Annotated in this window: 21 protein-coding genes and 4 pseudogenes; 15 read left to right on the top strand and 10 right to left on the bottom strand. The window is 68.8% G+C overall.

The features are described 5' to 3' along the window. The first annotated feature begins 173 nt into the window (after positions 1-173). On the top strand, positions 174-809 hold the full coding sequence (locus OOK07_RS25060; RefSeq protein ID WP_266682984.1) for a hypothetical protein: 636 nt from the start codon (positions 174-176) through the stop codon (positions 807-809). Between the two features lie 67 nt (positions 810-876). Here OOK07_RS25060 and OOK07_RS25055 read toward each other — a convergent pair. Next, a pseudogene (locus OOK07_RS25055) lies at positions 877-2,142 on the bottom strand (site-specific integrase); the annotation flags it as partial. Between the two features lie 44 nt (positions 2,143-2,186). Here OOK07_RS25055 and OOK07_RS43745 point away from each other — a divergent pair. Together OOK07_RS43745 and OOK07_RS25045 are read left to right on the top strand one after the other, a co-directional pair. After that, complete coding sequence (locus OOK07_RS43745; RefSeq protein WP_524540340.1) at positions 2,187-2,519, top strand: AbeC-like domain-containing protein; 333 nt, start codon at positions 2,187-2,189, stop codon at positions 2,517-2,519. A gap of 25 nt (positions 2,520-2,544) precedes the next feature. Next, positions 2,545-2,940 carry a hypothetical protein gene (locus OOK07_RS25045; protein ID WP_266798607.1) on the top strand — a complete coding sequence of 132 codons (396 nt, stop codon included), beginning with the start codon at positions 2,545-2,547 and terminating at the stop codon, positions 2,938-2,940. Between the two features lie 32 nt (positions 2,941-2,972). Here the strand turns inward: OOK07_RS25045 and OOK07_RS25040 are convergent, their stop codons facing one another. The 4 genes from OOK07_RS25040 to OOK07_RS25025 form a co-directional block, all read right to left on the bottom strand. After that, the gene (locus OOK07_RS25040) at positions 2,973-3,662 is read right to left on the bottom strand and encodes a YdcF family protein (protein WP_266798605.1); all 690 of its coding nucleotides are present in this window, start codon (positions 3,660-3,662) and stop codon (positions 2,973-2,975) included. A gap of 241 nt (positions 3,663-3,903) precedes the next feature. Next, positions 3,904-4,653, bottom strand: a complete 750-nt coding sequence (locus OOK07_RS25035; RefSeq protein ID WP_266798603.1) for a class I SAM-dependent methyltransferase — start codon at positions 4,651-4,653, stop codon at positions 3,904-3,906. Continuing rightward, the gene (locus tag OOK07_RS25030; RefSeq protein ID WP_266798601.1) at positions 4,650-5,939 is read right to left on the bottom strand and encodes an asparagine synthase-related protein; all 1,290 of its coding nucleotides are present in this window, start codon (positions 5,937-5,939) and stop codon (positions 4,650-4,652) included. The genes OOK07_RS25035 and OOK07_RS25030 overlap by 4 nt, the downstream gene beginning before the upstream one ends. A gap of 842 nt (positions 5,940-6,781) precedes the next feature. Then, a complete protein-coding gene (locus OOK07_RS25025; protein ID WP_266798599.1) occupies positions 6,782-6,928 on the bottom strand; it encodes a hypothetical protein in 147 nt (48 codons plus the stop codon). A gap of 531 nt (positions 6,929-7,459) precedes the next feature. Here OOK07_RS25025 and OOK07_RS25020 point away from each other — a divergent pair. From OOK07_RS25020 to OOK07_RS25005, 4 genes and pseudogenes are all read left to right on the top strand, one after another. Next, positions 7,460-8,716, top strand: coding sequence for a helix-turn-helix transcriptional regulator (locus tag OOK07_RS25020; protein ID WP_266798597.1), 1,257 nt, complete (start codon positions 7,460-7,462; stop codon positions 8,714-8,716). A gap of 14 nt (positions 8,717-8,730) precedes the next feature. After that, positions 8,731-9,096, top strand: coding sequence for a hypothetical protein (locus tag OOK07_RS25015; RefSeq protein ID WP_266798595.1), 366 nt, complete (start codon positions 8,731-8,733; stop codon positions 9,094-9,096). Positions 9,097-9,329: 233 nt separating this feature from the next. Further along, positions 9,330-9,599 (top strand): annotated as a pseudogene (locus OOK07_RS25010) (low molecular weight phosphatase family protein); the annotation flags it as partial. Beyond that, positions 9,581-10,447: pseudogene (locus OOK07_RS25005) on the top strand (RHS repeat-associated core domain-containing protein); the annotation flags it as partial. The pseudogenes OOK07_RS25010 and OOK07_RS25005, both read left to right, overlap by 19 nt. 127 nt (positions 10,448-10,574) lie before the next feature. Here the strand turns inward: OOK07_RS25005 and OOK07_RS25000 are convergent. After that, complete coding sequence (locus tag OOK07_RS25000; RefSeq protein WP_266682980.1) at positions 10,575-10,820, bottom strand: hypothetical protein; 246 nt, start codon at positions 10,818-10,820, stop codon at positions 10,575-10,577. 722 nt (positions 10,821-11,542) lie between these two features. On the opposite strand from OOK07_RS25000, the gene OOK07_RS24995 reads away from it, so the two are divergent. Further along, a complete protein-coding gene (locus OOK07_RS24995; RefSeq protein ID WP_524540322.1) occupies positions 11,543-11,779 on the top strand; it encodes a zinc ribbon domain-containing protein in 237 nt (78 codons plus the stop codon). 69 nt (positions 11,780-11,848) lie between these two features. Further along, positions 11,849-11,938, top strand: a pseudogene (locus tag OOK07_RS24990) (hypothetical protein); the annotation flags it as partial. Between the two features lie 232 nt (positions 11,939-12,170). Here OOK07_RS24990 and yjfF read toward each other — a convergent pair. The 4 genes from yjfF to OOK07_RS24970 form a co-directional block, all read right to left on the bottom strand. Further along, positions 12,171-13,190, bottom strand: coding sequence for a galactofuranose ABC transporter, permease protein YjfF (gene yjfF / locus OOK07_RS24985; RefSeq protein WP_266682978.1), 1,020 nt, complete (start codon positions 13,188-13,190; stop codon positions 12,171-12,173). Beyond that, positions 13,187-14,278 carry an ABC transporter permease gene (locus tag OOK07_RS24980; protein WP_266682977.1) on the bottom strand — a complete coding sequence of 364 codons (1,092 nt, stop codon included), beginning with the start codon at positions 14,276-14,278 and terminating at the stop codon, positions 13,187-13,189. The genes yjfF and OOK07_RS24980 overlap by 4 nt, the downstream gene beginning before the upstream one ends. Further along, entirely contained in the window at positions 14,275-15,813 is a 1,539-nt protein-coding gene (locus OOK07_RS24975; protein ID WP_266682976.1) for a sugar ABC transporter ATP-binding protein, read from the bottom strand. Before OOK07_RS24975 ends, OOK07_RS24980 begins: the two co-directional genes overlap by 4 nt. Positions 15,814-15,910: 97 nt before the next feature. After that, complete coding sequence (locus tag OOK07_RS24970; RefSeq protein ID WP_266682975.1) at positions 15,911-16,915, bottom strand: ABC transporter substrate-binding protein; 1,005 nt, start codon at positions 16,913-16,915, stop codon at positions 15,911-15,913. A gap of 1,087 nt (positions 16,916-18,002) precedes the next feature. On the opposite strand from OOK07_RS24970, the gene OOK07_RS24965 reads away from it, so the two are divergent. From OOK07_RS24965 to OOK07_RS24940, 6 genes are all read left to right on the top strand, one after another. Further along, positions 18,003-18,368, top strand: a complete 366-nt coding sequence (locus OOK07_RS24965) for a hypothetical protein (RefSeq protein ID WP_266798592.1) — start codon at positions 18,003-18,005, stop codon at positions 18,366-18,368. 115 nt (positions 18,369-18,483) lie between these two features. Further along, the gene (gene araB / locus OOK07_RS24960; RefSeq protein ID WP_266798590.1) at positions 18,484-20,166 is read left to right on the top strand and encodes a ribulokinase; all 1,683 of its coding nucleotides are present in this window, start codon (positions 18,484-18,486) and stop codon (positions 20,164-20,166) included. Positions 20,167-20,213: 47 nt separating this feature from the next. Next, positions 20,214-21,731 (top strand): L-arabinose isomerase, encoded by a 1,518-nt coding sequence (araA, locus tag OOK07_RS24955; RefSeq protein ID WP_266798588.1) that lies wholly within the window; start codon positions 20,214-20,216, stop codon positions 21,729-21,731. Between the two features lie 34 nt (positions 21,732-21,765). After that, the gene (araD, locus tag OOK07_RS24950) at positions 21,766-22,491 is read left to right on the top strand and encodes an L-ribulose-5-phosphate 4-epimerase AraD (RefSeq protein WP_266682971.1); all 726 of its coding nucleotides are present in this window, start codon (positions 21,766-21,768) and stop codon (positions 22,489-22,491) included. A 397-nt stretch (positions 22,492-22,888) separates the two neighbouring features. Continuing rightward, positions 22,889-24,415, top strand: a complete 1,527-nt coding sequence (locus tag OOK07_RS24945; protein ID WP_266798585.1) for an FAD-dependent oxidoreductase — start codon at positions 22,889-22,891, stop codon at positions 24,413-24,415. 293 nt (positions 24,416-24,708) lie between these two features. Beyond that, on the top strand, positions 24,709-24,906 hold the full coding sequence (locus OOK07_RS24940; RefSeq protein WP_266682969.1) for a hypothetical protein: 198 nt from the start codon (positions 24,709-24,711) through the stop codon (positions 24,904-24,906). The last annotated feature ends 2 nt before the right edge of the window (positions 24,907-24,908 follow it).

The raw sequence follows: 24,908 nt of genomic DNA, 5'->3' as shown, positions 1-24,908 counted from the left end.
AACGGCCCTGGCGTACGTATAGGTGTACGGAGGCTTGTTCAGAGGCTGCGAAGATCCTGCGGACAGGTGTTTCAACGCACGTTTCGGCGGGCGGCCGTGGGGGAGGTCACTGACACGATGATCGGGTTGCGCGGCGGGGCCCACGCATCCTAGAAAAGCAGTCGGGTGGAGATATGCATCGCGGTGGCGGACTGGGCGAGGGGACTGACGACCTGGGTCCTCGACGTGCCCGGCGGGGAAAGCACCGACGCGAGGCGGAGGAGGCCGAAGCCCGTCAGGCGCAGGGTGTACCGATTGAGCCCGATCGGACCGACCGGCGGATCGACCGGCGGGGCGAGCCGCTCCGGGCGGGGAGCAGGAATGGTGGTCGGGTGGGGGTGACGTACAAGTACTTCGGCGCGCCGGACGGCGCGACCGCGGCCCGCGTCCCGATCTCGATGCGCCCCGAGGAACTCGGCGGCGACGAGCTCGGCATGAACGGCATGTTCACCAAGATCAAACCGGAGACGATGGCGGCGATGGTGCTGACGGGCATCGAAGGCGTCCCCCTCCACAAGGTCCCGCCGCTCGAACTGGTCGTCCTGCACCCCGACTACGCGGTCGTCAAGCTCCCCATGACGGTCGTCGACCCCCTGCGCGGCATAGGCGAGGAAGCCGTGGGCGCGGCAGCCTTCATCTGGTCGACGGTCCCGGACCGCGGCGGCCCGCGCGACGCGTTCAACGTCTACCAACTGCTGCACGAGTGGCAGGACTTCAGCCATCGGTTGCATGAGGCGGGGCATCAGCCTTATTGCCTTGTGTGGCCGTGACCTGGGGTTTCGTTGGTAGCGGGCGGGGTCCTCGGGCCTCGCCCTTTTCAGTGCCGGAGAGGGGCCGTCAGGCGGCCAGGGCACATTGAGGGCACATTGATTTCGCTGGGGGCACTGATGTGCCCTGGGTAGCGGGCGGGTCGGCGTCGTCTTCCGCCTCGGCTTCCGTTTCCGTAAAGGCGTCGTCGATCGCCTTGCGGGTGCGGGTCTCGCTGGATGGCAGCAGGTGCGTGTACGTCCGCAGCGTGAAACCAGGATCCGAGTGGCCGAGGTACTCGGAGAGCGCCTTGATGCTCTCCCCCGCGTCCAGGAGCACGGAGGCGTACGCGTGCCGGAGGGCGTGCATGCCGTCTTCCGGAGCCGCCTGGAGGTAGCGCGCTCCGCGCTCGCGGGGAGGAATCACGCCAGCGGCGGCCAGGGCGCGCTTCCAGTCGCCCATGTTGAAGACGCTGCGGTTGTAGGCCCGGCTCTTCTCGTCGACGAAGAGGAGGCAGAAGGTCTTCAGTTCACCGTCCGGCTTGGCCCAGGGCAGGGTGACGGCGACGGGCGGGAACGCCTTCATGTGGGCCTTGAAAGCGGCGGCAAGTTGGGCCGGCAGGGGCACTGACCGGATCTTGTTGCCTTTGGGCAGGGCGAAGACGGGCTTCGTACCGACAAGCCGTACCTGGCGGTTGACGTGGATCCAGCCGCCCTTGAAGTCGATGTCCTCGACGGCGAAGCCGAACACCTCGCCCTGGCGCAGGCCGCAGCCGAAGGCGAGCTTGCCGCCTGTCTGGAAGCGCTTCGGCAGCCCGGCGATGACGGCGCGTACGCGCTCCAACGACCAAGGGATGACCTTCTTCTTGGTCGCCGTCGGCAGCTTGACCGACTTCGCCTTGCAGGGGTTCTTCGGCAGCAGCCCGTCCTCCACGGCCGCGCCGAGGATGCTGGAGAGGATGTCGAAGATGCCCTCGATCGTCGACACTTCGAGGCCGCTGTCCTGGAGCGTCCGGATCCAACCCTGGATGATCGAGGGCTGGTTGAGGGATCGCATCTCGCGTCGGCCGAGATGCTCGGTGATGTGGTTGCGGACCGTCGCCTCATAGCGGAGCGCAGTCGTCGGGCCGACGGAGTTCGCGTCGAGCCACTTCTGTGCGTAGGCGACGAGCGTCTGCTTCGTCTCGGCGGGGACGACGTAGGAGCCCTGCCGGATCTCGACGTCGACCTCGGCGGCGCGATTGTCCGCCTCGGCCTTCGTGTGGAAGTTCTCCTTGCGCTGGCGGTCGTCCAGGTCGCGGTAACGGACCTGCCAACGCTTACCGATGCCGTGGTCGGCAGTCGGGACCATCCTCTTCCCTCAAGTGGCTCAGCCGCACAGCCTTCAACGCCCTCGGTGACATCTACCTCGGGCTCGACCGGCTCATACGCCGCAAGCCGCGCAAGCGCCCAGAACTCGATCCCGGCAGCGGGCCGGTCAGCCTTCGCGAGGTCAACAGCGTCCGTTGGATCGAAGACATGCACACGAATGACGACGCCCGCTACTACGTGCAGATGATGCAGCGCCGCGTCTTTGACTCCACCGAGATCTTCCTGCGCAACCACAACGTCGACATCGCCGCCTACCAGCAACAGGCCACCGCGATCTACAACTTCGGCGTCATGAACGGCGGCACTATGACCGGCCCCGTGCAGGCCGCACCGCTCTCCGCCAACCCCTCCATGACGAACTGACCGGCAAGACCCCCTGGAGCCCCGCATGCCCATCCGCCGCCAGCCCGACCCGGCCCCGAACGGTCCCAACTTCGGGATCATCAACACCGGTCACATGACCGGGCCCGCCCAAGCTGCAGCGTTCTCCCAGAACGTCAGCCAGACCAACAACATCACCAACGAAGCCGTCACCGAAGCCCGCGAAAGCATCGAGGGACTCCGACGCCGCCTGGAAGAACTGCGCGGCCAGTACCCCGAAGTGGACGCCGCCCTGCGCGATCTCGACGTGATCACCCCGCGCCTGGACGAACCCGAACGCGATCCCGGCACCCTGCGCTACATGCTCCAGAACCTCGTCGAACGCTGCGGGGGCATCCCCAACCTCCTCACCGCTGCCCAGCTCGTCCAGTCCACCGTGCTCGCGCTGCTTCCCGGCTCCTGAACACCTGCCACTTCGGCCCGATGCTCAGCGGATCAGGTACTGACGACGCGACTGTCGAAGCCGGCGTCCAGGAGGCGCTCGTAAGCGCTACTCACATCGCCCGGTACGTCCTGCTCGACGGCGAAGCCGAGCTTCGGGTACTCGATCACCCGTTGCAGGTCGCCGACGAGCATGTCGACGACGAGCTTCTCGTCGCCGATCGACTTGATGTAGTCGTCCAACTCCAGCGGCTCGGAGGCGCACACGACCTCAACCTCCGGCCACAACTTGCGGCACGTCGCATACGAGCGGCGCTCCATGTACGGCTTGGAGATCAGCAGCAGCGACTCGACCGCGATGCCGGCCTCGGCCAGCAGCTCGCGGGAGAAGGTGATGTTCTGGCCGGTGTTGGCTGCCTTCGGCTCGACCCGGATGGCCTCGTTCGGCACACCCAGACTCAGCGCATGCTCGCGGTAGTGGACCGCCTCGCCGCGCGGGAAGCGGGTGCGGGTGGTGGGGCTGTTGCCGCCGCTGAAGACCACGACCGGGAAAAGGCCAGCGCGGTAGAGGTTGACGGCCGTGGTGGCGACGCCGAGGTCGTGGCTGCCCAGGCCGATCGCCGCCGAGCAGGGCCGCTGCTCATGGCGCATCCGGTGGTAGTCCCAGATCAGCGTCGCGTCGTGGAACTGCTCGTCGGTGATCTGGCGCCGCTCGTGCTTGGGCACTGGCACTCCCTGACTCATCTCTACTGGTCCCTTCGGATGCCCTCGATGCTGTGCATCTGATGGCTCAGCCCGTACTGGCGGGCCACCTGAACCATGTGGCTGACGACGAATCTCCGATCATTCCGGATCGCCGTATTCGACAGGGGGCTGTGCCAACCCGACCGCCTCCCGCGTCGAGCAACGCGCCAGCATCCGCGACATTTACAGTCAGATGATGGCTGGTCCATCTCTCCATGCTGCGACGGAATTAGCCGACGCTTCACCCTTGATAGCGAGCTACGGTGTAGGCGCTTGGGCCAGAGACAGGCAGTGCACCTGCTTCGTTCACGATCTCCAGGACCTTGAATCCGGCGGAGAGCGCGTACAGCTCCAGTTCGCGAGGGCCGAGAACACGTCGCCGGATGGAGTCGTGGTACTCCTCGCCCGAATCGAACACCCAGTGCCGGCGCATGGTGTTGATCTGCGTCCGCAGATCCCACTCGTAGCTGATGGCCACGGTGGCAGACCCGAGGCGGGTCTCGACACCAGCCTGTTGAGGACTCGGGGACTCTATCGGGGCTATTGGGGAGCACAACACGAGCAGGGTGTTCGGATGCGCGTGCGCGGCGAATGTCTGGAATGCTGCCTGGATGTCCGCGTTGTCGTGCACGTAGGCGAGCGAGTTCCCCAGGCACACCAGGACGTCAGCAGTGTGACCGAGTCGGACAGTACGCATGTCCCCGACCCGGCAGTCGAGTCCGGGGCGCGTGCGGCGCGCGTAGTCGACCAGGCCGGGCTGTAGATCAATGCCGGTGCAGTCGAAGCGCTGGGCCAGCAGCTCCAGATCCCTGCCGGTACCGCAGCCGAAGTCCAGCAAAGTGCGGGCTGCCGGGCAGTGCCGGTCGATGAGCTCCAGGCAGACACTGGCGCTGTCACTGTCGGCCTGCGCGCTGTCGTACAGCGCAGGATCCCGGTAGAAGAGGTTGGACGCTTCGAGGCGTTCCGCCTCCACGATGTCCAGGCTGCTCATGCAAGGCTCCGGAGTCCGACTTCCAGGGCGAGTGTGTCGCACAGCAGGTCAGGCACCACGGGGGCTTTCTCGGCGTGATCCCGGGCCCGGGCCAGGGCGACCGGATCAACGTAGCCGAGATCGACCAGCAGTGACTCGCGAAGCACGTCGTCCAGAAGCGGAAGACCGTAACTTCGCAGGCCCCTCTCCATGACCGCGAGGAAGTTCTCCGGTTCGCTGGGGGCCGCGACGGACTCGGGCAGTCCCGCGCGCCGCAGGCGGTTGCGGAACATCGCCTTGCCCCGTTTGTGCTCGTGTGGCAGCTGTTCCATGAAGCGGACGACTCGGGGGTGGACGAGTGGAGCGATCGGCCAGATCCCGAGTCGCAGGTAGGCGGGGTTGTGCAGGCCGAAGGCCACGAGCGTGGGTACAGGGAGCACGGGGATGGGGGCGAGGTTCTCGTCCACCTGGGCCAGGGCCTCGATGGTCTTGTCGCCGAGCCACGGGACGGGATCGGCTGCGGGAAGTTCGGCGTTCGTACGCGAGTGGCAGGCATTGACCTCGTCCCCACCACCGCCCGTGAAGATCACCTCGCAGCCACGAGCGGCTACGTGTCCGCGCAGGACGTCGAAAGCCTCCTGGTAGAAGGCTCCTGCCGGATCGTGCGGCGCTCCGCGTTCCCGTACCCCACCAGGCACGAAGGGCGGGTACTGAATGGCTGGGACAAAGGTGTCCCGCAGGCCCAGGTGATCCGCCAGCATGCGGCGTCTGGCTTGTTGGAGCCAGCCGATCCGGCCGCCCATGAGCAGCCCAAATGTGTGGATGGAGCCGAAGCCTGCTGCGGCGGCTGAGAGAGACACGTTGCCCGAGTCGGCCCCGCCGGAGAGTTCCACGCCGACGCAGTTTGCCGTGGAAGGCCACTCGGCCATGACCCCGTTCAGTAGCGCATCGAAAGCGTCTACGGGGTCAACATCCGCGCGCAGCTTTCGAGGTTTCAGCACGTGCTGGGCGGGCTCGGGGTAGAGGATCGTGAGTCCGGCGGTCGTGAAGACGGCCGTAGCGCGTTCCGTGAGCCGGTACACCCCTTCGAAGAGGGTGTCCGCGCTGTAGCGGTGTTGTCTGCTCAGGGTGCGTGCCACGACCCGGGGATTGAGTCGGTCAGGTCGCAGGTGGATCCGCAGGTCCACCAAGTCCCAGGAGCCGTACAGGTCTTCTCCGACTGCTACGAGGTACAGCGGCGCGGTGCCGAACACGCCCGCCGACACCTGCACCTCGTCGGGGCGGAGAAGGACTGACGTGAAGTCCACCTCCCCGCCCTTGTCCTCTCTCACCAGCGCACAGACGCCGGTTCCGTCACCCGGCACGAGTTCTGCGTCCAGGACGGCTACATGAGCCGGCCTGATCCAGCTCTGCCCGTTTACCCAACGGTCTGTGTCCCAGCGCCAGTTCGTGCTCCGGGTGTCGGCCAGTCGCAAACGAAACGAAAGCACCCGCTTCTCCTTCACTCACGAGGCGGTGGAGCAGGGCGCGTGGCCCTGCTCCACCGCGCTCATAGGTTGATCAGCTGCAGTGGTCGCCGTTGTTGTCGCCGCCGCCCGGCATCTTGTCGAGCAGCGCCGCGTCCATGCTGGGGACGCCGGTGACCAGGTCACCGGTGAACAGTTCGTCGATGTTCATGGCCGTTCCTCTCCTACGGAGTGAGTGGACGAGCCCCGCGAACTGCGGAGCCCTGGACCCGCCCCGGCCGCGGGCAGATCCGGCGACCGGGACGGGGGCTTATCGGGGTACTGCGGTCACCACGGCGGCAGGGCGCCGGGTTTGTCCGTGGCGAGATCCCGCTCCGGCCGCTGGGGAGTTGCTGAGCCCGCCCCGGCGGGGAAACCGGGTCTTCCTGAGGGCTCGCGCGGCCGGAGCGGGAGTCGGTGATTGCCCGTCGACGGCTAGGAGCGGTCGTAGTACCAGAAGGCCCAGGCGACCGGTGAGGCAGAGCCGATGATCAGGGCGGACAGCAGCCACTGCCGCCAGCCGTAAGGGGCCATGGCGCCTGTCGCTTCCCCGTCTCACCATCCTCGCGACACCGCCAGCGTGATCGAGCCGCCGAGCGCAAGGACCGAGACGACGTACAGGACTTGGGCCGTGATCTGGTTCCTCACTGTTCGCTGTGGCCCTTCTTGGGTTGCAGAACGATGGGTGGTAGACCGGGTGGGCTGATGAACAGGCGCCGTGCCCGCTCCTGCTCCGGCAGGGTCGCTCCCGGCCTGCGCACGGGCAGATCAGTGGGCGCTTCGTCAGCCATCGGCTTCGTCCTGTTCCTGCTTCTCGCGGTAGGCGTCGGCGAAGCGCCTGGTCAGCAGGCCGACTTCGCGCATGTACTTGGTAGGCGCCGAAGTGGGTGGACTCCGCTGTGGGCCGGCGCGTCAAGTCGAGGACCCGATAGCCCTCTCGGAACAGCGCCTGCACGGCTGGATCCTCGTCGAAGCCGAGGTCCTCGGCCATCAGCTCTCTGAGGTGGCCGACCAGGTCCCGGGTCGTCGCGTCGATCACCGGACGATCGGGCATCGCCAGCCCGACGGCGAGCGCCGTGTCCACGGCCTCGTCGACCGTCTCCAAGACGATCGAGAGCTGCGCCGCCTCGGACGACATGGCGCTGTGAGTTCCCATGCCCGCACCCCTTCTCCGGTGTCCACGGTTGTCGTGGCTGACAACGTCCAGAAAACCGGCTCGGGTTGGCGCGGACCACGGCATCCATGGGGCAGTCCTGGGACACTCATGGGACAGATCAGCGCCGCCAGGGTAGACACGGACCGGAACGTGGAAAGGGGGCGGCATGGGGCTTGCAGAGCGGCGCAGGGCGCTGGGCTACAGTCAGGAAGAGCTCGCGCACGCCCTCGGCGTCGACCGGCGCACGATCGGGCGTTGGGAAACTCGGACCACCACCCCCCAGCCGCCATTACGACCACGGCTGGCCGAGCTGCTGCACCTTGACCTTGACGAACTCGACGCCCTGGTGGGACAGCCACAAGCAGCCAGCCCGGAGTCGGCAGGGTCGCCGCCTCGCGACCACCACGGCTCAGGGGACCTCGACGACATGATCCGACGCCAGTTTCTGCGCGCCATAGCCGTCACCAGCGCCCTGGTGGCGCTGCCCGCCGACGAGAGCGCCGCCCTCGCCGACGGAGCCCGGCGCGGGACGTCCGAAGACTTCCTGCGCATGAACGGCCACCTGTGGCAGGTGTACCAACTCGCCCGCGCCAAGGGCTCCGTGTACCCGATCGTTCGCGACCAGCTCACCACGCTCAACGACACCCTCGACGGCCAACCGGCGGCGGAATCCCAGGCCCTGTGCAGCGCGGCCGGCGACCTCTTCCAGCTCGCCGGAGAACTGTCCTTCGACGGCAACCGCTACACCGACGCAGCCGCGTCCTACACACTCGCCGCCTCCGCCAGCAAAGAAGCCCAGTCCTACGACCTCTGGGCATGCGCCCTGGTCCGACACGCATACGTCGACCTCTACGAGCACCACTACGCAGAGGCGGTCGGCACCCTCTCGGCCGCTGAGAGGGTGGCGCGGCACGGAGACAGCTCGCTGTCCACCCGGTACTGGGTCGCCTCCGTCCAGGCCGAGGCGTATGCCGCCCTCGGGAACCTGTCCGCCTGCGAGCGTGCCCTGGACGAGGCGGAAAAGGTGACAGACCTGAGCGGCCCGGCCCACAACGGCGGCTGGCTGCGCTTCGACGGCTCCCGCCTCGCCGAGGAACGCGGCGCCCGCTACCTCCAACTCGGGCGCCTCGACCTCGCCGAGAAGGCCCTCTCGACCGCCCTGAGCCAGGACCTGCTCGCCTCCGGCCAGTCCTTCCGGCGACGCGGCGCAGTCCTGACCGACCTCGCGTCCATCGGTGCCAAGCGCCGCGACCCGGACCAGGTCCTCACCTACGGCCGCGAGGCCCTGCAGCTCGCCCGGACGACGTCCTCCGGCTACGTCGCCCGTAAACTCCAGGGGCTACGAACCGACCTCGGCCCCCTCGCCCGCGACGCCCGTGTGGTCGAACTGGGCGCCGAGATCGACGCACTGTGCACGACGTGACGAGAGGGGAAGGCATGTCGCAGATCGAGGGGGCACGAGTGTTCCGCGAGGCTTGGATCACCGGCGTTCGAAAGCACTTCCCTGGCGAACCCAAGCCCGGCTACATCACCCCCTGGGAAGAGACCCCGGAGTGGGAGCGCCAGGCCGCCGGCGCGGTGTTCGACCAGGTGCGACAGTTCCTCGACCGCAGCGACGGCCACGCATCCCGGCTCACGCGCGAGCAGAAGAGCCGCTTCGTCGCCACCTGCTGGACCGCCCAGATGTACAAGCACTTCGAGGACCCCAAGCCCGGATACGTCGCCGACTGGCCCGACCTGCCCGACTGGCAGAAGGAGACCGACGCCGACATCTTCGAGGCCATCGAGGACGCCTCGAAGTAGCCGCGCACCCGCTGGGAGGGAACGCCTTGACGCAGCGGGACAGTCGACAGGGACTCGGATCACTCCAGTTGTTCGTCCGGCCTTGAACCATTGGGTGCTTCGAGCCAGGCGACAGCTCCGTCGACTCGTGGAACTGCGTGTCGGTCATCTGGGCTGCTGGTGCTGCGGAACCGACGCCACCCGGGGTGAGGGCCACCCACGACATTCCATCAGCGCTTGGCGGATGCCGCGGCTCCGAACGCGGCATCGACATCTCCCGCGAGTTCGCCAAGCCCTGGACCGACGAGATCGTCCGCGCCGCCGACGTCGTCGTCACCATGGGCTGCGGCGACGCCTGCCCGGTCTTCCCCGGCAAGCGCTACCTCGACTGGACTCTGGACGACCCTGCGGGAAAGACCGCCGCGGACGTTCGGCCCATCCGCGACGAAATCGAGCGCGGGCTTCGCGGACTACTGGACGAGCTCGGCGTACCGGCACAGCTGCGATCGGGGGCCGGCTGCTGACGGACACCCGCTACGACAGCCGGGGCCTGGCCTACGAGACGTACGCCGACATTTTCGACTCGACGGCAACCCCGTCAGGCACCTACACCCGGGCCGAGTACGGCGAGGCGCCCAAGCAGACTGAGGTCGTCTTCGACGGCGCCGAACGCCCCACGTCGAACACCCTGTTCGTCTACGGCGTGCAGAAGTGGTCCACCTCCAGCAGTTACACCGGTGACTCCACCGCCACCACCGCCGTCTCCGGCGGCTCAGCGGTCCGCACCATCACCGACGCGCGAGGTCGGACGGTGGAACGCCGCGAATACTCCGGTACCTCCCCGGCCGACACCGGCTACGGGGCCACCACCGGCGCCGCCTACACCTCCACCGCGTACACCTACACCCGCGACGGCAAGCAGTCCACGATCACCGGTCCTGACAGCAAGTGGTCCTACGTCTACGACCTCTTCGGACGCCAGACCTCCGCCACCGACCCCGACAAGGGCACCGTCACCACCGGCTACAACAACCTCGACCAGACCTCCTGGACCAAGGACGGCGCCGGCCGGGTCACGATCTACGCCTATGACACCCTCGGCCGCACCACCGACACCTGGAGCGCCGCCTCGACCGCCGACCTGACCTCCACGCTGGAGGAACAGGTCGACGCTAACAAGCTCACCCACTACGCCTACGACACCCTGGCCAAGGGCCAGGTGGACTCCTCGACCCGCTATGCCGGCGGAGTCTCCGGCAGCGCCTACACCAAGCAGGTCACGGCGTACGACAGCCTCTACCGCGCCACCACCACGAAGCTGGTCCTTCCCACCGGCGACGCCTTGGTCAGCTCCGGCGCGGTCCCGTCCTCGACCCTGGGACGTTGTGGTGAACTGATTGGCTCGCCGGGCAGCTGTGTAGCTGCCCGGCGAGCCGATAACACCGCTGGCGAAGCTGTCCTGAGCTGGCGCGGAACCTGCTCCAGGACCAAACACGTTCTCAGTTAGCGGTCCGAGCTGCTTCGAGTTCCTCCGTCCTTGCCTCAAGCTCTCCGCACTTCTCGGCGAGATCCTGTTCCAGTCGCACGACGTGTCGAAGGAGATGGTCGATGTCCGGCGAGGCCCCGAGTCCGGACTCACTCCATGCCTGCTCGCCGAGCTGCTGGGACAGGCGCTTCTCCAATTGGCGCACCCGCATGGCGAGACGGGTGTTCCGCTCCAGCGCATTGGCCAGGTCGGCTTGCAAGGAAGCTCGGCTGACGGCAGCCAGCCGTCCTTCCTCGGATCTCGTCCGGGCGGCGGCCGGTGTCCATCAACAGCTCGACCGCGGTGCGGGCATGCGGGTCGCCGGCACCCAAGACGTCGAGGCGGTCACAGAGTTGGCGCATCACCTCCGGCGGGAGGTCGCGGCCGGCGCCAGTGTCCTCGGGGTCGTCGGGGATGTCCTCGGGCTGGAGCGTGAACTGCTCGGACAATCCGTGCAGGGGCTGATGGGGCTGCGTCAGCCCGAGGCTTCGCATGCAGAGGACCATGCGCCGCAGGTGGCGGAGATCGACGACGTGGCGCGCGGCGGCGACTTCTCCCTGTCGCACTTGGTAGCGCATCCGGTTGAGGAGGGTCACGATGTCGTCGCGGCCCAGGAGCCGCGGGTCAGTGGCCAGCCGCTCCGGCTCCCGAGCCCAGCCCAGCCCAGCCCAGCCCAGGAGCGAACACCCCAGGGCACATCCAGGGCACATGAGCCTGGGAAACGGCGTTGGCCCGTGAGAACTACCGAAAGGAGTTTTCCCAGTTCAACGCACACTTTCCCGCGAAACCCCAGGTCAGCCCCCTCCCGCCCCCAATCGCTGCACGAGTGGCAGGACTTCAGCCATCGGTTGCATGAGGCGGGGCATCAGCCGTATTGCCTGGTCTGGCCCTGAGCTGGGGCTTCGTTTGGTGCGGGCGGGGCTTTCGGGTCCCGCCTTTGTCATGTGCCGGCCCTGCTCGGCCTGCGGTGTCAAAGACGGATCCAAGCCCCTGAACGTCAGGGAATGGACCGCCTGCGGCACCCTCCACGACCGCGACCACAACGCCGCGATCAACGTCAAGACGGCCGCCGGACTGGCGGTCACAGCCTGCGGAGCGCCGGTAGGACCAGGGCTCGTCCCGGCACAGCGCGAAGAAACAGGAAGCCGCGGATTCCCGCCCGAAACCTGTGCCGCGTAGCGGCACAGCAACGGACGAGAAGGCCAGAACCCTCGGGCTTCAGCCCGAGGAGCAAGTCAACTCCGCCACTACCACTACGAACTGCGCCTCGACGCCTTCCAGGACACCGCCACGTTCCGCGCCGACAGCTCCTTCAGGGCGGTCAGCCCCTGGGCCTGACCGCGTCCCGGTCGCCGTGGATGACGGGCGACCGCGCCGTCGCATCCCACGACTGAGCGGGCCGCCCACCCCGGTGGCCGGCCTCCGGGACAGCGACAAGCCGGCTCACGAGTGGCGGGTGTCGGACCCCGCCGCTGGTGAGCCGGCTGCTTGAGGAAGGCTTCCGGGCTGCTGAGAACGCATACCGTGCGCACCAGGGTGCAGGGCGCCGTTGCCCCCGCCGGTCAGGTCATCACTTCCGGCGTGCCGTCATGGTCCGCTGGACCAGGATGAACGCGCACAGCAGCACACCCGTGGCGATCTTCGTCCACCAGGAGCTGAGCGTCCCCTCGAACGTGATGACGCTCTTGATCAGGCCGAGCACCAGCACACCGAAGAGCGTGCCCAGCACATAACCGGAACCGCCGGTCAGCAGGGTGCCGCCGATGACCACGGCGGCGATGGCGTCGAGTTCCATGCCGACGGCGTGCAGCGGGTCGCCCGACTGGATGTACAGCATGAACAGCAGACCCGCCAGGGCGGAGCAGAAGCCGCTCACCGTGTACACGGCGATCTTCGTGCCGCCCAGCGGAAGACCCATGAGCAGCGCCGACTGCTCGTTGCCGCCGATGGCGTACACACGGCGTCCGAAGCGGGTGTACTGGAGCACGTAGTAGGCGACGCCGAGGACGACCAGGGCCACGACGGCGCCGATCGACAGGTCCCCCAGGCCGAGCGACACCCGCGTCTGGGCCAGGGTGCCCACCTCGGCGTCGCTGATGGAGATCGACTCCTTGCTGATGACCAGGCACAGTCCGCGGAAGAGGAAGAGCCCTGCGAGGGTGACGATGAACGGCTGGATCTCGAAATTGTGGATCACATAGCCCATCAGGAAGCCACCGAAGGCGCCGACGGCCAGCGCGAGGGGGACCACCAGCACCAGGGGCAGCCCCTGACGTTCCACCAGCCACGCCGTGAACATGGTGGTGAAGCCGATCATCGAGCCCACGGACAGGTCGATGCCGCCGGAGATGATGACGAAGGTGGCACCGATGGCTGCCACCAGCAGATAGCTGTTGTCGATGAACAGGTTGAGGAACACCTGGGGTTCGGCGAACCCGTAGTTCTGGTACCGGCTGAGGCCACCGAGGTACATGGCGACGAACAGGGCTGCCGTGACCATGACGGGCAGCCGCTTGCCGCCGAGCAGGCGGGCGGCGCGGGACATGGTGCCGCTCTGCGCTGCCTTGGGGGTCTGGGTGGTCGCGCTCATCGCGGCACCTCCATCTTCGGGGCGGCGTCGGCCGCCGGAGCGGGCTCCGCCGCGGCGTCCCGGCGCGGGCGCCTGGGGTCCTTCGCGCCGAAGACCTTGGCCCGGAACTTCGGGGACTGCAGCAGGCAGACGACGATGACGACGGCGGCCTTGAAGACCAGGTTGGTCTGGGTCGGCACGCCGATGGTGTAGATCGTGGTGGTCAGGGTCTGGATGACGAGGGCGCCGACCACCGTGCCGCCGATGGAGAACCGGCCGCCGGTCAGCGAGGTACCGCCGATCACCACGGCGAGGATCGCGTCGAGTTCGATCCACAGGCCGGCGTTGTTGCCGTCGGCCGCCGAGGTGTTGGAACTGATCATCAGGCCCGCGATGCCCGCGCACAGCGCGCAGAACATGTAGACCATGATCTTGATACGCGTGGACCTGATGCCGACCAGGCGGCTGGCCTCGGCGTTGCCGCCGACCGACTCGACCAGCAGGCCGAGCGCCGTGCGGCGGGTCAGCACCACGGTGACGGCCACCACCGCGGCCACCACGAAGATGGAGAAGGGCAGCGTCAGCCAGTAGCCGCCGCCGATCAGCTGGTACGGGTCACTGTTGATGGTGATGATCTGGCCGTCGGTGATCAGCTGGGCGACGCCTCGCCCCGCGACCATGATGATGAGGGTCGCGATGATGGGCTGGATTCCCATCCTGGCCACCAGGAAGCCGTTCCACAGACCGCAGACGACCGCGGCCACCAGGCCGACGCCCATCGCCAGCCACACCGCGGACAGGGTGTTCTGGTCGGCCTGGTGACTGATGTACGAACAGGTCAGGGCGCCGGTGATGGCGACCACCGCACCGACGGAGAGGTCGATGCCGCCGGTGGCGATGACCAGGGTCATGCCGACCGCCACCAGGATGAGCGGCGAGCCGAACAGCACGATCGAGACGAGGCTGCCGTAGAGGTGGCCGTGCGTCATCTTGATCGAGAAGAAGTCGGGCGTGAAGGGGACGTTGACGAGCAGCAGAGCGATCAGGATCGCGACTGGCCAGAACAGGTGGTGATGCGTCAGTGCTCGCCAGCGGGAGGTGGTGGTCACTGGTGTTCTCCGCTCGCGATGGTCTCGAGGATCTTGCTGGTGGTGATCTCCGGTCCGTTGGTCAGCTGCGCCACCAGCTTGCGGTCGCGCAGCACTCCGATGGTGTGGCTGAGGCGGAGGACCTCTTCCAGTTCGGCCGCGATGTACAGCACGGCCATGCCGTCCTCGGAGAGGGAGACCACCAGTTTCTGGATCTCCGCCTTGGCGCCGACGTCGATACCGCGCGTCGGCTCGTCCAGGATCAGCAGCTGCGGCTGGGTGATCAGCCAGCGGGCGAGCAGCACCTTCTGCTGGTTGCCGCCGCTGAGCCGGCCGACGCGGGCCTCCGGGTCGGCGGGGCGGATGTCCAGTGCCTTGATGTACTTGGCGACGAGTTCGTCGCGCTGGGCGGCCGGTATGGGCCGTATCCAGCCGCGGGACGCCTGGAGGGCGAGGATGATGTTCTCGCGCACCGTCAGCTCGGGGACCAGGCCCTCGGTCTTGCGGTTCTCCGAGCAGAACGCGACCCCGGCGCGGATGGCGTCGTTCGGGGCGCTCATCGAGGCCTGCTTGCCACCGATGGTCACCTTGCCGCTGTCGGGCTGGTCAGCGCCGAACAGCAGCCGGGCCAGCTCGGTGCGGCCGGAGCCCAGCAGGCCGGCGAGGCCGAGCACCTCGCCCTTCTTGATCTCCAGGTCGAAGGGGGCGATCCCGCCGGTGCGGCCGAGCCCCTCGGCCTTGACCAGCGTCTCGCCCACGCCGGAGTGCATCTGGTGCTCGTGCAGTCCCTCGAGCTGGTCCAGGGCCTTGCCGATCATCAGCTCGATCAGGCCGACCTGGTCGAGGTCACGGACCAGGTGTTCGCCGACCAGGGTGCCGTTGCGCAGGATGGTCATGCGGTCGCAGATCTCGTAGATCTGGTCGAGGAAGTGCGACACGAACAGGATCGCGACGCCCTCGTCCCTCAACTGCCGCATCAGGCGGAAGAGTTCGAGGACCTCGTCGCGGTCGAGGCTGGAGGTCGGCTCGTCGAGGACCAGCACCTTGGTGCCGGCTCCCTCGGTGTCGCCGTTCCCGGGGCCCACCGACCGTACGATCGCGACCAGTTGCTGCACGGCGAGCGGGTACGAGGACAGCGGCGCGCTGACGTCGATGTCCAGTCCGAGCCGGTCGACCAGCTGCGCCGCCTCCTCACGCATCCGCTTCCACTGGATGCGGCCGGCGCGGGTGGGTTCGCGTCCGATGAAGATGTTCTCCGCCACGGACAGGTTGGGGCAGAGGTTGACCTCCTGGTAGACCGTACTGATGCCGGCCTGCTGCGCCTGCAGCGGGCTGCCGATCCGTACGGACTTACCGTCGAGGGTGATCGTGCCGTCGTCCAGGGAGTAGACGCCCGTCAGCACCTTGATCAGCGTGGACTTTCCGGCGCCGTTCTCGCCCATCAGCGCATGGATCTCGCCCGGGAAGAGCCGGAAGTCGACGCCCGACAGAGCCCTCACCCCCGGAAACTCCTTGACTACGCCCGTCATCTCCAGGACGGGCCGCGGCTCTGCCATGGCAGTGCTCCTCATGAATGGGTCCCGGTCCGCAGGGAGCCCCGCCGACCCAGGGATGTCGGTCGGGAGGAGGCTCCCTGCCGGTGGAGACGGTCGGTCAGTACTTGCGAGTGGGGAGCGCGGCCTTGGCCTGGTCCTGCATGAAGTCGCCCTCCTTGGTCTTGATCCAGCGCTCGACCTTCTGGCCTTCGTGGACCTTCTTCACGGCCTCCATCAGCTGGGGGCCGAGCATCGGGTTGCACTCGACGATGGCGTTGATCTTGCCCTCGGACATGGCCACGAAGCCGTCGTGGACGCCGTCGCAGGAGACGATGAGGATGTCCTTGCCGGGCTTCTTGCCCGCCGCCTCGATGGACTGGATGGCGCCGATGGCCATGTCGTCGTTGTGCGCGAAGAGGACGTCGATGTCCGGGTTGGACTGGAGGAAGGCGGCCATGACCTGCTTGCCGCCGGCGCGGGTGAAGTCACCGGTCTGGCTGACGACGATTTTCCAGTCGCCGGCGTGGTCCGCGTCCATGACCTCCTTGAAGCCCTTGGCGCGCTCGATCGCCGGGGCGGCACCGGTGGTGCCCTCCAGCTGGGCGATCTTCACCGAGCCCTTGTGGCCGGCCTTGGCCAGGACCTTCTCCAGGAGCTTGCCGGCGCGGCGGCCCTCGTCGGTGAAGTCGGAGCCGACCAGGGTGACGTACAGGGACTGGTCGGAGGTCTCCACGGAGCGGTCGGTGAGGACCACCGGGATCTTCGCCGCCTTGGCCTCCTTGAGCACCGCGTCCCAGCCCGTGACGACCACCGGCGAGAAGGCGATGACGTCGACCTTCTGGGCGATGTAGCTGCGGATCGCGGAGATCTGGTTCTCCTGCTTCTGCTGGGCGTCGGAGAACTTGAGGGTGTAACCCGCCGTCTTCGCGGCCGCCTTCACCGAGTTGGTGTTGGCGCTGCGCCAGCCGCTCTCCGAGCCGACCTGGGAGAAGCCGAGGGTGATCGCGTCGCTGCCGCCGCCGGAGGCCGACTTGTTGCCGTCGCCCTTGGCACAGGCCGCGAGTCCGGTCGTCGCAGCCGCCACGCCGACCGCCGCGGTGAGGAAGTTCCTTCTGTTGAGCATGCTTGTTCTCCTTGGTTGAGCGGGCCCGGGGATGGGACTCGGCTGCCTGCGGCTTCTGGCGTTCCGTCAGAAGCCGTGGAAAGTGATGTCATTCCGAGGGTCGGCCAATGTTCGACATGACGAACATAAGTGGCTGGTCCGTCAGATGATGGTCAGGGCAGGGTGAGGCTTGGGGGAGTGGTCGTGGCGCCGGCGCGGACGATGAGTCCGGGCTCGACGACGACCAAAGGTGTTCCAGCCGGGTCACGGCCCCGGTCCGCTCCTGACCGGCTCCAGGAGCACGGGGTGAGGCCCGCGTTCCGCCACCGCGGAGAGGCCCTCACGGGCCGTAGTCCGGGAAGGTGCCGCGCACTCCGGCTCCGGGACGCAGGAGAACCCCAACTCGGCGGCGCAGCAGGGGGTACAGGCGTCGGTCTCACCCTGCGTCCGCAACGAGAAGGGCCGTCTAATCGTTGGCCGCCCAAGACCGCGCTCAGCCTCCGGGCCGCCTGCCGGAGCAGCTCCCGGCCCCCGCCGTTTGCGGGGTGAGAGGCCGGCTGCGGGACATCGGCCAAGGTCGGCGGCCACGGCAGTGGTTGGGCCATGACCGCACCTCCTTGGTGACCGTCCGGCGGCAGGACTGGAACAGGTTGACCTTGCGGGGCCCGCAGGGTTTGCAGGATCCGCCCGGCCGCCCGGCGGCCGCGCCGGACCTTCCGGCCCCGCTCGGCAGCGCAGCCTGCGGCCAGGAGGTCCTGGACAACCTGCCAGGGAGGTGCTGCTGTGCGCCGAGTGTGCCACGGCACCGTACCCCCTGAAAATGATGAGTGATGCGGAGGTCATATGAGCCCCCTCCCTTCCCACCGGTCAAGGGGTTACGCGACAAGCGGGCCATTACGTTTGAGTAACGTCGGGTAGCGAGCGAGGCGGCGAGCCCGCCGGGCGCCCAGCACTGAAGTGCCTTTTTCGGCGGAGATATTGACGCTCGGCGGGCATGGCCATACCTTCAATCGCTGGACGAAGTATCGAACGCAGTTCGAGATCCCGGACAGTGGCGGTCCGCCCTCGCACGCCGATCCGGCCGAAGCCCCGAAAGGAGAGCATCGTCATGACGGCGACAGGTCCTGCAGCGCCGCGCAAGAGGCCGGGAAGTTCGGACGCCGGCAACTACGCCAACGCGCCGAGCAGTTCCCACAGCGACCGGACGACCGTTTGCAACAGGATCCGGTCGATCGTTGCGAACGCCCCGATCGCCGGCCCCGTCGAGACGCATGACGACGCGCGCCCCACGGGCGACTTCCACCCCTGGGCGAAGACCGGCAACGCCCTGCCGGGCATCACCCACTGGCACGAGCCGTTCCCCGGCTCCCCGGCCGCCTTCGAAGCGAACCTCGGCGCGGACCCCGCGCCTGCGCACCCGCCGTCGACCGCATCACCGTCGCGCCGCTCACCGGCTGACGGCCTGCTCCGGTAGAGGCCCGGGGCACCTGAGCCGGACCCCTGCCGGCGCCTGTGCCCCGAGGTTCCCCTTCACTTTATTCACATTTCCGAACAGCAACCGAAATACCGAACAGAAAGGCGGCAGCCCGGTGGTGAACGCCGAGAACAGCGAAGACACCCAGCCCGACACCTACGTCATCGGAGTCGACTACGGGACGCTGTCGGGGCGGGCCGTGGTGGTCCGGGTCGCCGACGGCACCGAACTGGCCGCCGCCGAGCACCCGTACACCCATGCGGTCCTGGACCGGGCTCTTCCCGACGGAACCCCGCTGCCGCCCGACTGGGCGCTTCAGGTGCCCTCGGACTACGTCGACGTCCTGCGCATCGCCGTACCCGAGGCGCTGGCCCGCGCCGGTGTACGGCCGGAGCAGGTCGTCGGTATCGGCACGGACTTCACCGCCTGCACGGTCCTGCCGGTCCTCGCCGACGGCACGCCCCTGTGCGAGCTCCCCGACCTCGCCGGCCGGCCGCACGCCTACGTCAAGCTGTGGCGCCACCATGCCGCGCAGGCGCAGGCCGACCGGATCACGGAGCTGGCCGAGGCGCGCAAGGAGCCGTGGCTGAAGCGGTACGGCGGAAAGATCTCCTCGGAGTGGGAGTTCGCCAAGGCCCTCCAACTGCTGGAGGAGGACCCCGAGCTGTACGAGCTGACCGACCGCTGGATCGAGGCCGCCGACTGGATCGTCTGGCGTCTGTCCGGTAATTACGTCCGCAACGCCTGCACCGCCGGATACAAGGGCCAGTACCAGGACGGCAGCTACCCCTCCGCCGACTATCTCGCCACCCTCAACCCCGGCTTCGCCGGCTTCGTGAGCGACAAGCTGGACCATCCGATCGGCCAACTCGGCGATCTGGCCGGGCGGCTGACCGCCGAGGCGGCGGAATGGACCGGACTGCCCGAAGGCATCGCCGTGTGCGTCGGAAACGTCGACGCCCATGTGACCGCTCCCGCGGCGACCGCGGTGGAACCGGGCCGCATGGTCGCCATCATGGGCACCTCCACCTGCCATGTGATGAGCTCCGACCAGTGGGCCGAGGTGCCGGGCATGTGCGGCGTCGTCGAGGGCGGCATCCTGCCGGGCCTGTGGGGATACGAGGCCGGGCAGAGCGGCGTCGGCGACATCTTCGGCTGGTTCGTCCGCACCTCCTTCCCCGCGTCGTACGCCGAGGAGGCCGCCGCCCTCGGCCGGGACGCGCACGAGCACCTGACGGCCCTCGCGGCCGGGCAGGAGATCGGCGAGCACGGCCTGATCGCCCTGGACTGGCACAGCGGCAACCGTTCCGTCCTGGTCGACCACGACCTCAGCGGCGTCCTGGTGGGGCAGACCCTGTCGACCCGCCCCGAGGACATCTACCGGGCGCTCCTGGAGGCCACGGCCTTCGGTACCCGCACCATCATCGAGACGTTCAAGGCGTCCGGCGTCCCGGTCGAAGAGCTGATCATCGCGGGCGGGCTCACGAAGAACGCGCTGCTGATGCAGATCTACTCCGACGTCACCCGGCTCCCCCTCGGCGTCATCGACTCGGCGCAGGGTCCCGCCCTCGGCTCGGCGATGCACGCGGCGGTGGCGGCGGGCGCGTACGCGGACATCCGCGCCGCCGCCCAGGCCATGGGCAAGGCGCGTCCGGCCGTCTACCAGCCCGACCCCGAGCGGGCCGCGGCCTACGACCGCCTGTACGCCGAATACCGGCTCCTGCACGAATACTTCGGCCGTGGCGCCAACGAGGTCATGCACCGCCTGCGCCGCATCCGAGCCGAGGCGTCCGCCTGAGCGGCACCGCCCCGCGCCCACGGTCGACCCCCTTCGAAAGGAACCTCATGGAGAACAACGCCCACCCCTATCCCGAGCAGGAGATCTGGTTCCTCACCGGAAGCCAGGGCCTGTACGGCGACGACGTCCTGCGCCAGGTGGCCGACCAGTCCAGGAGTATCGCCGAGGTCCTCGGCAGCACCGGGGAGATCCCGGTCAAGATCGTGTGGAAGCCGGTCCTGACCGACGCCGAGTCGATCCGCCGGATGTGCCAGGAGGCGAGCGCCTCCGACGCCTGCGTGGGTGTGATCGTCTGGATGCACACGTTCTCGCCCGCCAAGATGTGGATCGCCGGACTCAGCGCCCTGGACCGGCCGTTGCTCCACCTGCACACCCAGTACAACCTGTCGCTGCCGTGGCCGACCATCGACATGGACTTCATGAACCTGAACCAGGCCGCCCACGGCGACCGTGAGTTCGGGCACATCGAGTCCCGCATCGGCGTCGACCGCAAGATCGTCGCCGGTCACGCCACCGACCCCAGGGTCGTACACCGGGTCACCGCCTGGGCCCGCGCCGCCGTCGGCCGCCACGCCTCACGCACCCTGCGGCTCGCCCGCTTCGGCGACAACATGCGCGACGTCGCCGTGACCGAGGGCGACAAGGTCGAGGCCCAGATCCGGTTCGGGTACTCGGTCAACACCTACGGCGTGAACGACCTGGTCGCCGTCGTCGACGAGGTCGAGGACAAGGCGACCGCCGAACTCGCCGCCGAGTACGTCGAGTTGTACGACGTGGTCCCCGCGCTGCGCCCCGGGGGCGACCAGCACGACTCGCTCCGCTACGCCGCCCGCCTCGAAATCGGCCTGCGCACCTTCCTCACCGAGGGCGGCTTCACCGCCTTCACCACCAACTTCGAGGACCTCGGCGGCCTGCGCCAGCTTCCCGGACTCGCCGTCCAGCGCCTCATGGCCGACGGCTACGGCTTCGGCGGCGAGGGTGACTGGAAGACCTCCGCCCTGCTGCGCACGATGAAGGTCATGGGCGCGGGCAACCCCGGCGGCACCAGCTTCATGGAGGACTACACCTACCACCTCGGCCCCGGCACCCCTCTCGTCCTGGGCGCCCACATGCTGGAGGTCTGCCCCTCGATCGCCGCCGACCGCCCCAGCTGCGAGATACACCCGCTGTCCATCGGCGGCCGTGAGGACCCGGTCCGCCTGGTCTTCAGCGCGGCCGAGGGCCCCGCCGTCGTCGTCGGCCTCTCCGACCTCGGCGACCGCTTCCGGCTGACCGCCAACGCCGTCGACGTCGTCGCCCCCAGCGAGCCGCTGCGCCGCCTGCCGGTGGCCCGTGCCGTGTGGAAGCCGCGCCCGTCCCTGGCGGAGTCGGCGGAGAGCTGGCTGCTCGCCGGCGCCCCGCACCACACCGTCCTCAGCTCGGCGGTCGACACCGAGACCCTGACCGACTACGCGGCCATGACCGGCGTCGAGCTGCTCACCATCGACGAGAACACCACCAGCGCGCAGTTCGGCAAGGAAATCCGCTGGAACGCCGCCTACCACCGGCTCGCCCAGGCCCTGTGACGCCCATGAACCGCTTGCAGAAGGAGACGACCTCATGACCGCACGAGTCCGCGACGGCCTGCGGCAAGAGGTACTGGACGCCAACCTCACCATCCCCCAGGTCGGCCTGGCGACCCTGACCTGGGGAAACGTCAGCGGAGTCGACCGGGAGGCGGGCGTGTTCGTCATCAAGCCCTCCGGCGTCCCCTACGACGCCCTGACCGTCGACGACCTGGTGACGGTGCGCCTGTCCGACGGCGCGGTCGTCGACGGCCACCTGCGCCCCTCCACCGACACCGAGACCCACCGCTGCCTCTACCTGGCGTTCCCCTCCATCGGCGGCGTCACCCACACCCACTCCACGCACGCCGTCGCCTTCGCCCAGGCCCGGCGCGACATACCCGTCCTCGGCACCACCCACGCGGACACCTTCAACGGCCCCATCCCGTGCACCCCCGACCTCACGGCCGAACAGTGCGCGAAGGACTACGAGTACAACACCGGCCGCGTCATCGTGGACATGCTGAAGGAAGACGACCAGCGGGCGGCCGAGGTCCCCGCCGCCCTCGTCGCCAGCCACGGCCCCTTCACCTGGGGCCCCAGCGCCCGCAAATCCCTCGAACACGCCATCATCTGTGAGGCCGTCGCCGACATCGCCCTCAACACCATGGCCCTGACCCCCACCACCCCGCCGCCCCCGCACCTCCTGGCCCGCCACTACACCCGCAAACACGGCCCCGACGCCTACTACGGCAACCCGGCTCCCGCTCCCGCCCCGTGACCGGGACCGCGTCTGCCGTGCCTCGGCGGACGCGACCCTCACGATCGCAAGGACGAGCCGGCCCGGCGGGGGCGAGCGGCCTCCGCCGGAGCGGATTCGATCCGATACCTGAAGCAGGTGTCGCAGGCGGAACCTCCGCTGAGGCGCGTACGGAAAGCCGGCGCAGGAGGCTTCGGCGCCTCCGCCGGGTCAGGTCAACCGCTCCGGCGTCCCGGAGGCCGGCGGTCGCCCGCTCGTTGGCGAGAGCGTCAACGCCGGACGTGTGCAGGCTCCCGGGTACCCGGGAAAGCGGAGCGAAGACCGTGCCGGCGCGGCCGACGTGTCACCGGGCGCGTACGCCGCCGAAGTCGTCCCGTGGTCCCGCGTAGTACGCCGTGCAGGCGGGAACCCGGCGGCCATGAACGCTGACGCAGGAATCCGGGGGTCGTACTGGATCGAGACCGCGCCGCCGGGCGAACCCGCTCCACCGCCGTCCGGTGACCTCGACATCGACGTCGCCGTCGTCGGGGGCGGTATCGCCGGGCTGAGCACGGCCTGGGAACTGGCCCGGCAGGGGCGCGAGGTGGCCGTGCTCGAAGCCGATCGTCTCGCCGCCGGGGTGACGGGCCGGACGACGGCCAAGCTGAGCGCCCTGCACACGCTGGTCTACGACCGTCTCCGCCGCACCCGCGGCGCCGAGGGAGCCCGGCTGTACGCGCAGTCGCAGTCCGAAGCGATCAGGCACGCCGCCGAACTCGTGGAGGAGTTGGACATCGACTGCGACTGGGAGGAGGCGGCCGCTTTCACGTATGCCGAGAACCCCGAGGGCGTCGGGCAGTTGCGGGCCGAGGCGGAGGCGGCGCGGGCGGCTGGCCTGCCGGCCTCGTTCGTCACCGATACGGACCTGCCGTTCCCGGTGGCCGGTGCGGTCCGGGTGAGGGGGCAGGCGCAGTTCCATCCGCGGAAGTACCTGCTGGCACTCGCGGACGACCTGCGGCGGCGCGGCGGTGCCGTCTACGAGGGCACTCGCGTCGTCGGTCTCACCGAGGGCGAGCCCTGCGTCCTGTCGACCGACGCGGGGGTGTCGGTGCGCGCGAACGAGGTGGTGGTCGCCACGCACTACCCCGTCTTCGACCGGGCCCTTCTCTTCACCCGGCTCTCCCCTCGCCGTGAGCTGGTCGTGGCCGCGACGATCGACGAGAGCCGGGCCCCGCGCGGCATGTACATCACGCCGGAGCGGGGCACCCGCTCCGTCCGCAGCGCACCGTACGGAGACGGCAGACGTCTGCTGATCGTCACCGGGGAGCACTTCACCCCCGGTACGGCGGACGTCGAGGAACGCTTCGCCCGCCTGTCGGCCTGGGCCGCCGACCGCTTCGAGGGCCTGACCTTCACGCACCGCTGGGCCACTCAGGACAACGACTCCACCGACTCCGTGCCCCTCGTCGGGCCGCTCCACCCCGGCAGCCGCCACACCTATGTGGTCACCGGGTTCGGTGGCTGGGGTCTGAGCGGCGGCATCATGGCGGGCTGCCTGCTCAGCGACCTGCTGGCCGGCCGGGACGTCCCGTGGGCCGGTCTGTACGACCCGCGCCGCCTGCGCTCCGTGATCCGCGAGGGGGCGTCCTTCCTGAAGCATCAGGCCCACGTGGCCCGGCACTTCGTCGGCGACCGGCTGCCGCCCCTGAGCGGGCCCGGGATCCAGGACATCTCCCCCGGCGACGGCGCCGTGGTGCGGCTGGACGGGCACCAGTGCGCCGTGCACCGGGACGAGGACGGTCACCTTCACGCGGTCTCGGCGACCTGCACGCACCTCGGCTGCCTCGTGGCCTTCAACCGCGCGGAACAGGCCTGGGAATGCCCCTGCCACGGCTCCCGTTTCGCCCCGGACGGACACATCCTCCAGGGTCCTGCCGTACGCCCCTTGGACAAACGCGACATCTGACGGTCACGGCGCCCTCAGCCCCGGGCCAATCCCGCACAGCCCCGTCCCGCCCGTCACGCCGTCCCGTGAAGGACCTACCCCGCCCGTCCCGTGCAGGACCTGCCCCGTCCCCGTACAAGACCAGACCTGTAAGACCCATCCCGTACAAGCGGCTTCCCCGAGGCCGCGGCATGCCCGGCCAGGCCGACCGGCACCCGCCGCCCGTTACGTCTGCGGCCCAGGGGTACCCGTGGGAGGCTTCCCGCTCGTCGCCGGGCAGCGCCGTCCGTCCCCTCGCCGATCTCGGAGCCATCGTGAAGGCGCACGTCATCAATCCCACGCTGAAGAGGTCCCGCGAGCCCTCCGCCACCCGGACACCGGCCTCGGTGGCGGCCGCCGGGCCACTGTCCGACCGGATGGACGCCGCCGAGCGCACCCCGCCCCGCGACGGCCTCCACGCCCTCGCCCCGGCCCCGCCGGCACAGCCGCCGACGGCGTCGGGGCGGCGGTGACG

Source organism: Streptomyces sp. NBC_00078, from assembly GCF_026343335.1.
Classification (GTDB): domain Bacteria; phylum Actinomycetota; class Actinomycetes; order Streptomycetales; family Streptomycetaceae; genus Streptomyces.
This window is presented reverse-complemented; position numbering and strand designations above follow the sequence as displayed.

Bases quoted from the DNA above. Each gene is read 5' to 3' on its own strand.
- OOK07_RS24965 (WP_266798592.1), top strand. From the start codon at position 18,003: ATGACGGCGACAGGTCCTGCAGCGCCGCGCAAGAGGCCGGGAAGTTCG.
- OOK07_RS24995 (WP_524540322.1), top strand. From the start codon at position 11,543: ATGTGCCGGCCCTGCTCGGCCTGCGGTGTCAAAGACGGATCCAAGCCC.
- OOK07_RS25035 (WP_266798603.1), bottom strand. From the start codon at position 4,653: ATGAGCAGCCTGGACATCGTGGAGGCGGAACGCCTCGAAGCGTCCAAC.
- OOK07_RS24945 (WP_266798585.1), top strand. From the start codon at position 22,889: ATGAACGCTGACGCAGGAATCCGGGGGTCGTACTGGATCGAGACCGCG.
- yjfF (WP_266682978.1), bottom strand. From the start codon at position 13,190: ATGAGCGCGACCACCCAGACCCCCAAGGCAGCGCAGAGCGGCACCATG.
- OOK07_RS25060 (WP_266682984.1), top strand. From the start codon at position 174: ATGCATCGCGGTGGCGGACTGGGCGAGGGGACTGACGACCTGGGTCCT.
- OOK07_RS25040 (WP_266798605.1), bottom strand. From the start codon at position 3,662: ATGAGTCAGGGAGTGCCAGTGCCCAAGCACGAGCGGCGCCAGATCACC.
- araD (WP_266682971.1), top strand. From the start codon at position 21,766: ATGACCGCACGAGTCCGCGACGGCCTGCGGCAAGAGGTACTGGACGCC.
- OOK07_RS25015 (WP_266798595.1), top strand. From the start codon at position 8,731: ATGTCGCAGATCGAGGGGGCACGAGTGTTCCGCGAGGCTTGGATCACC.
- OOK07_RS25020 (WP_266798597.1), top strand. From the start codon at position 7,460: ATGGGGCTTGCAGAGCGGCGCAGGGCGCTGGGCTACAGTCAGGAAGAG.
- araA (WP_266798588.1), top strand. From the start codon at position 20,214: ATGGAGAACAACGCCCACCCCTATCCCGAGCAGGAGATCTGGTTCCTC.
- OOK07_RS25045 (WP_266798607.1), top strand. From the start codon at position 2,545: ATGCCCATCCGCCGCCAGCCCGACCCGGCCCCGAACGGTCCCAACTTC.
- OOK07_RS25025 (WP_266798599.1), bottom strand. From the start codon at position 6,928: ATGGCTGACGAAGCGCCCACTGATCTGCCCGTGCGCAGGCCGGGAGCG.
- OOK07_RS24970 (WP_266682975.1), bottom strand. From the start codon at position 16,915: ATGCTCAACAGAAGGAACTTCCTCACCGCGGCGGTCGGCGTGGCGGCT.
- OOK07_RS24975 (WP_266682976.1), bottom strand. From the start codon at position 15,813: ATGGCAGAGCCGCGGCCCGTCCTGGAGATGACGGGCGTAGTCAAGGAG.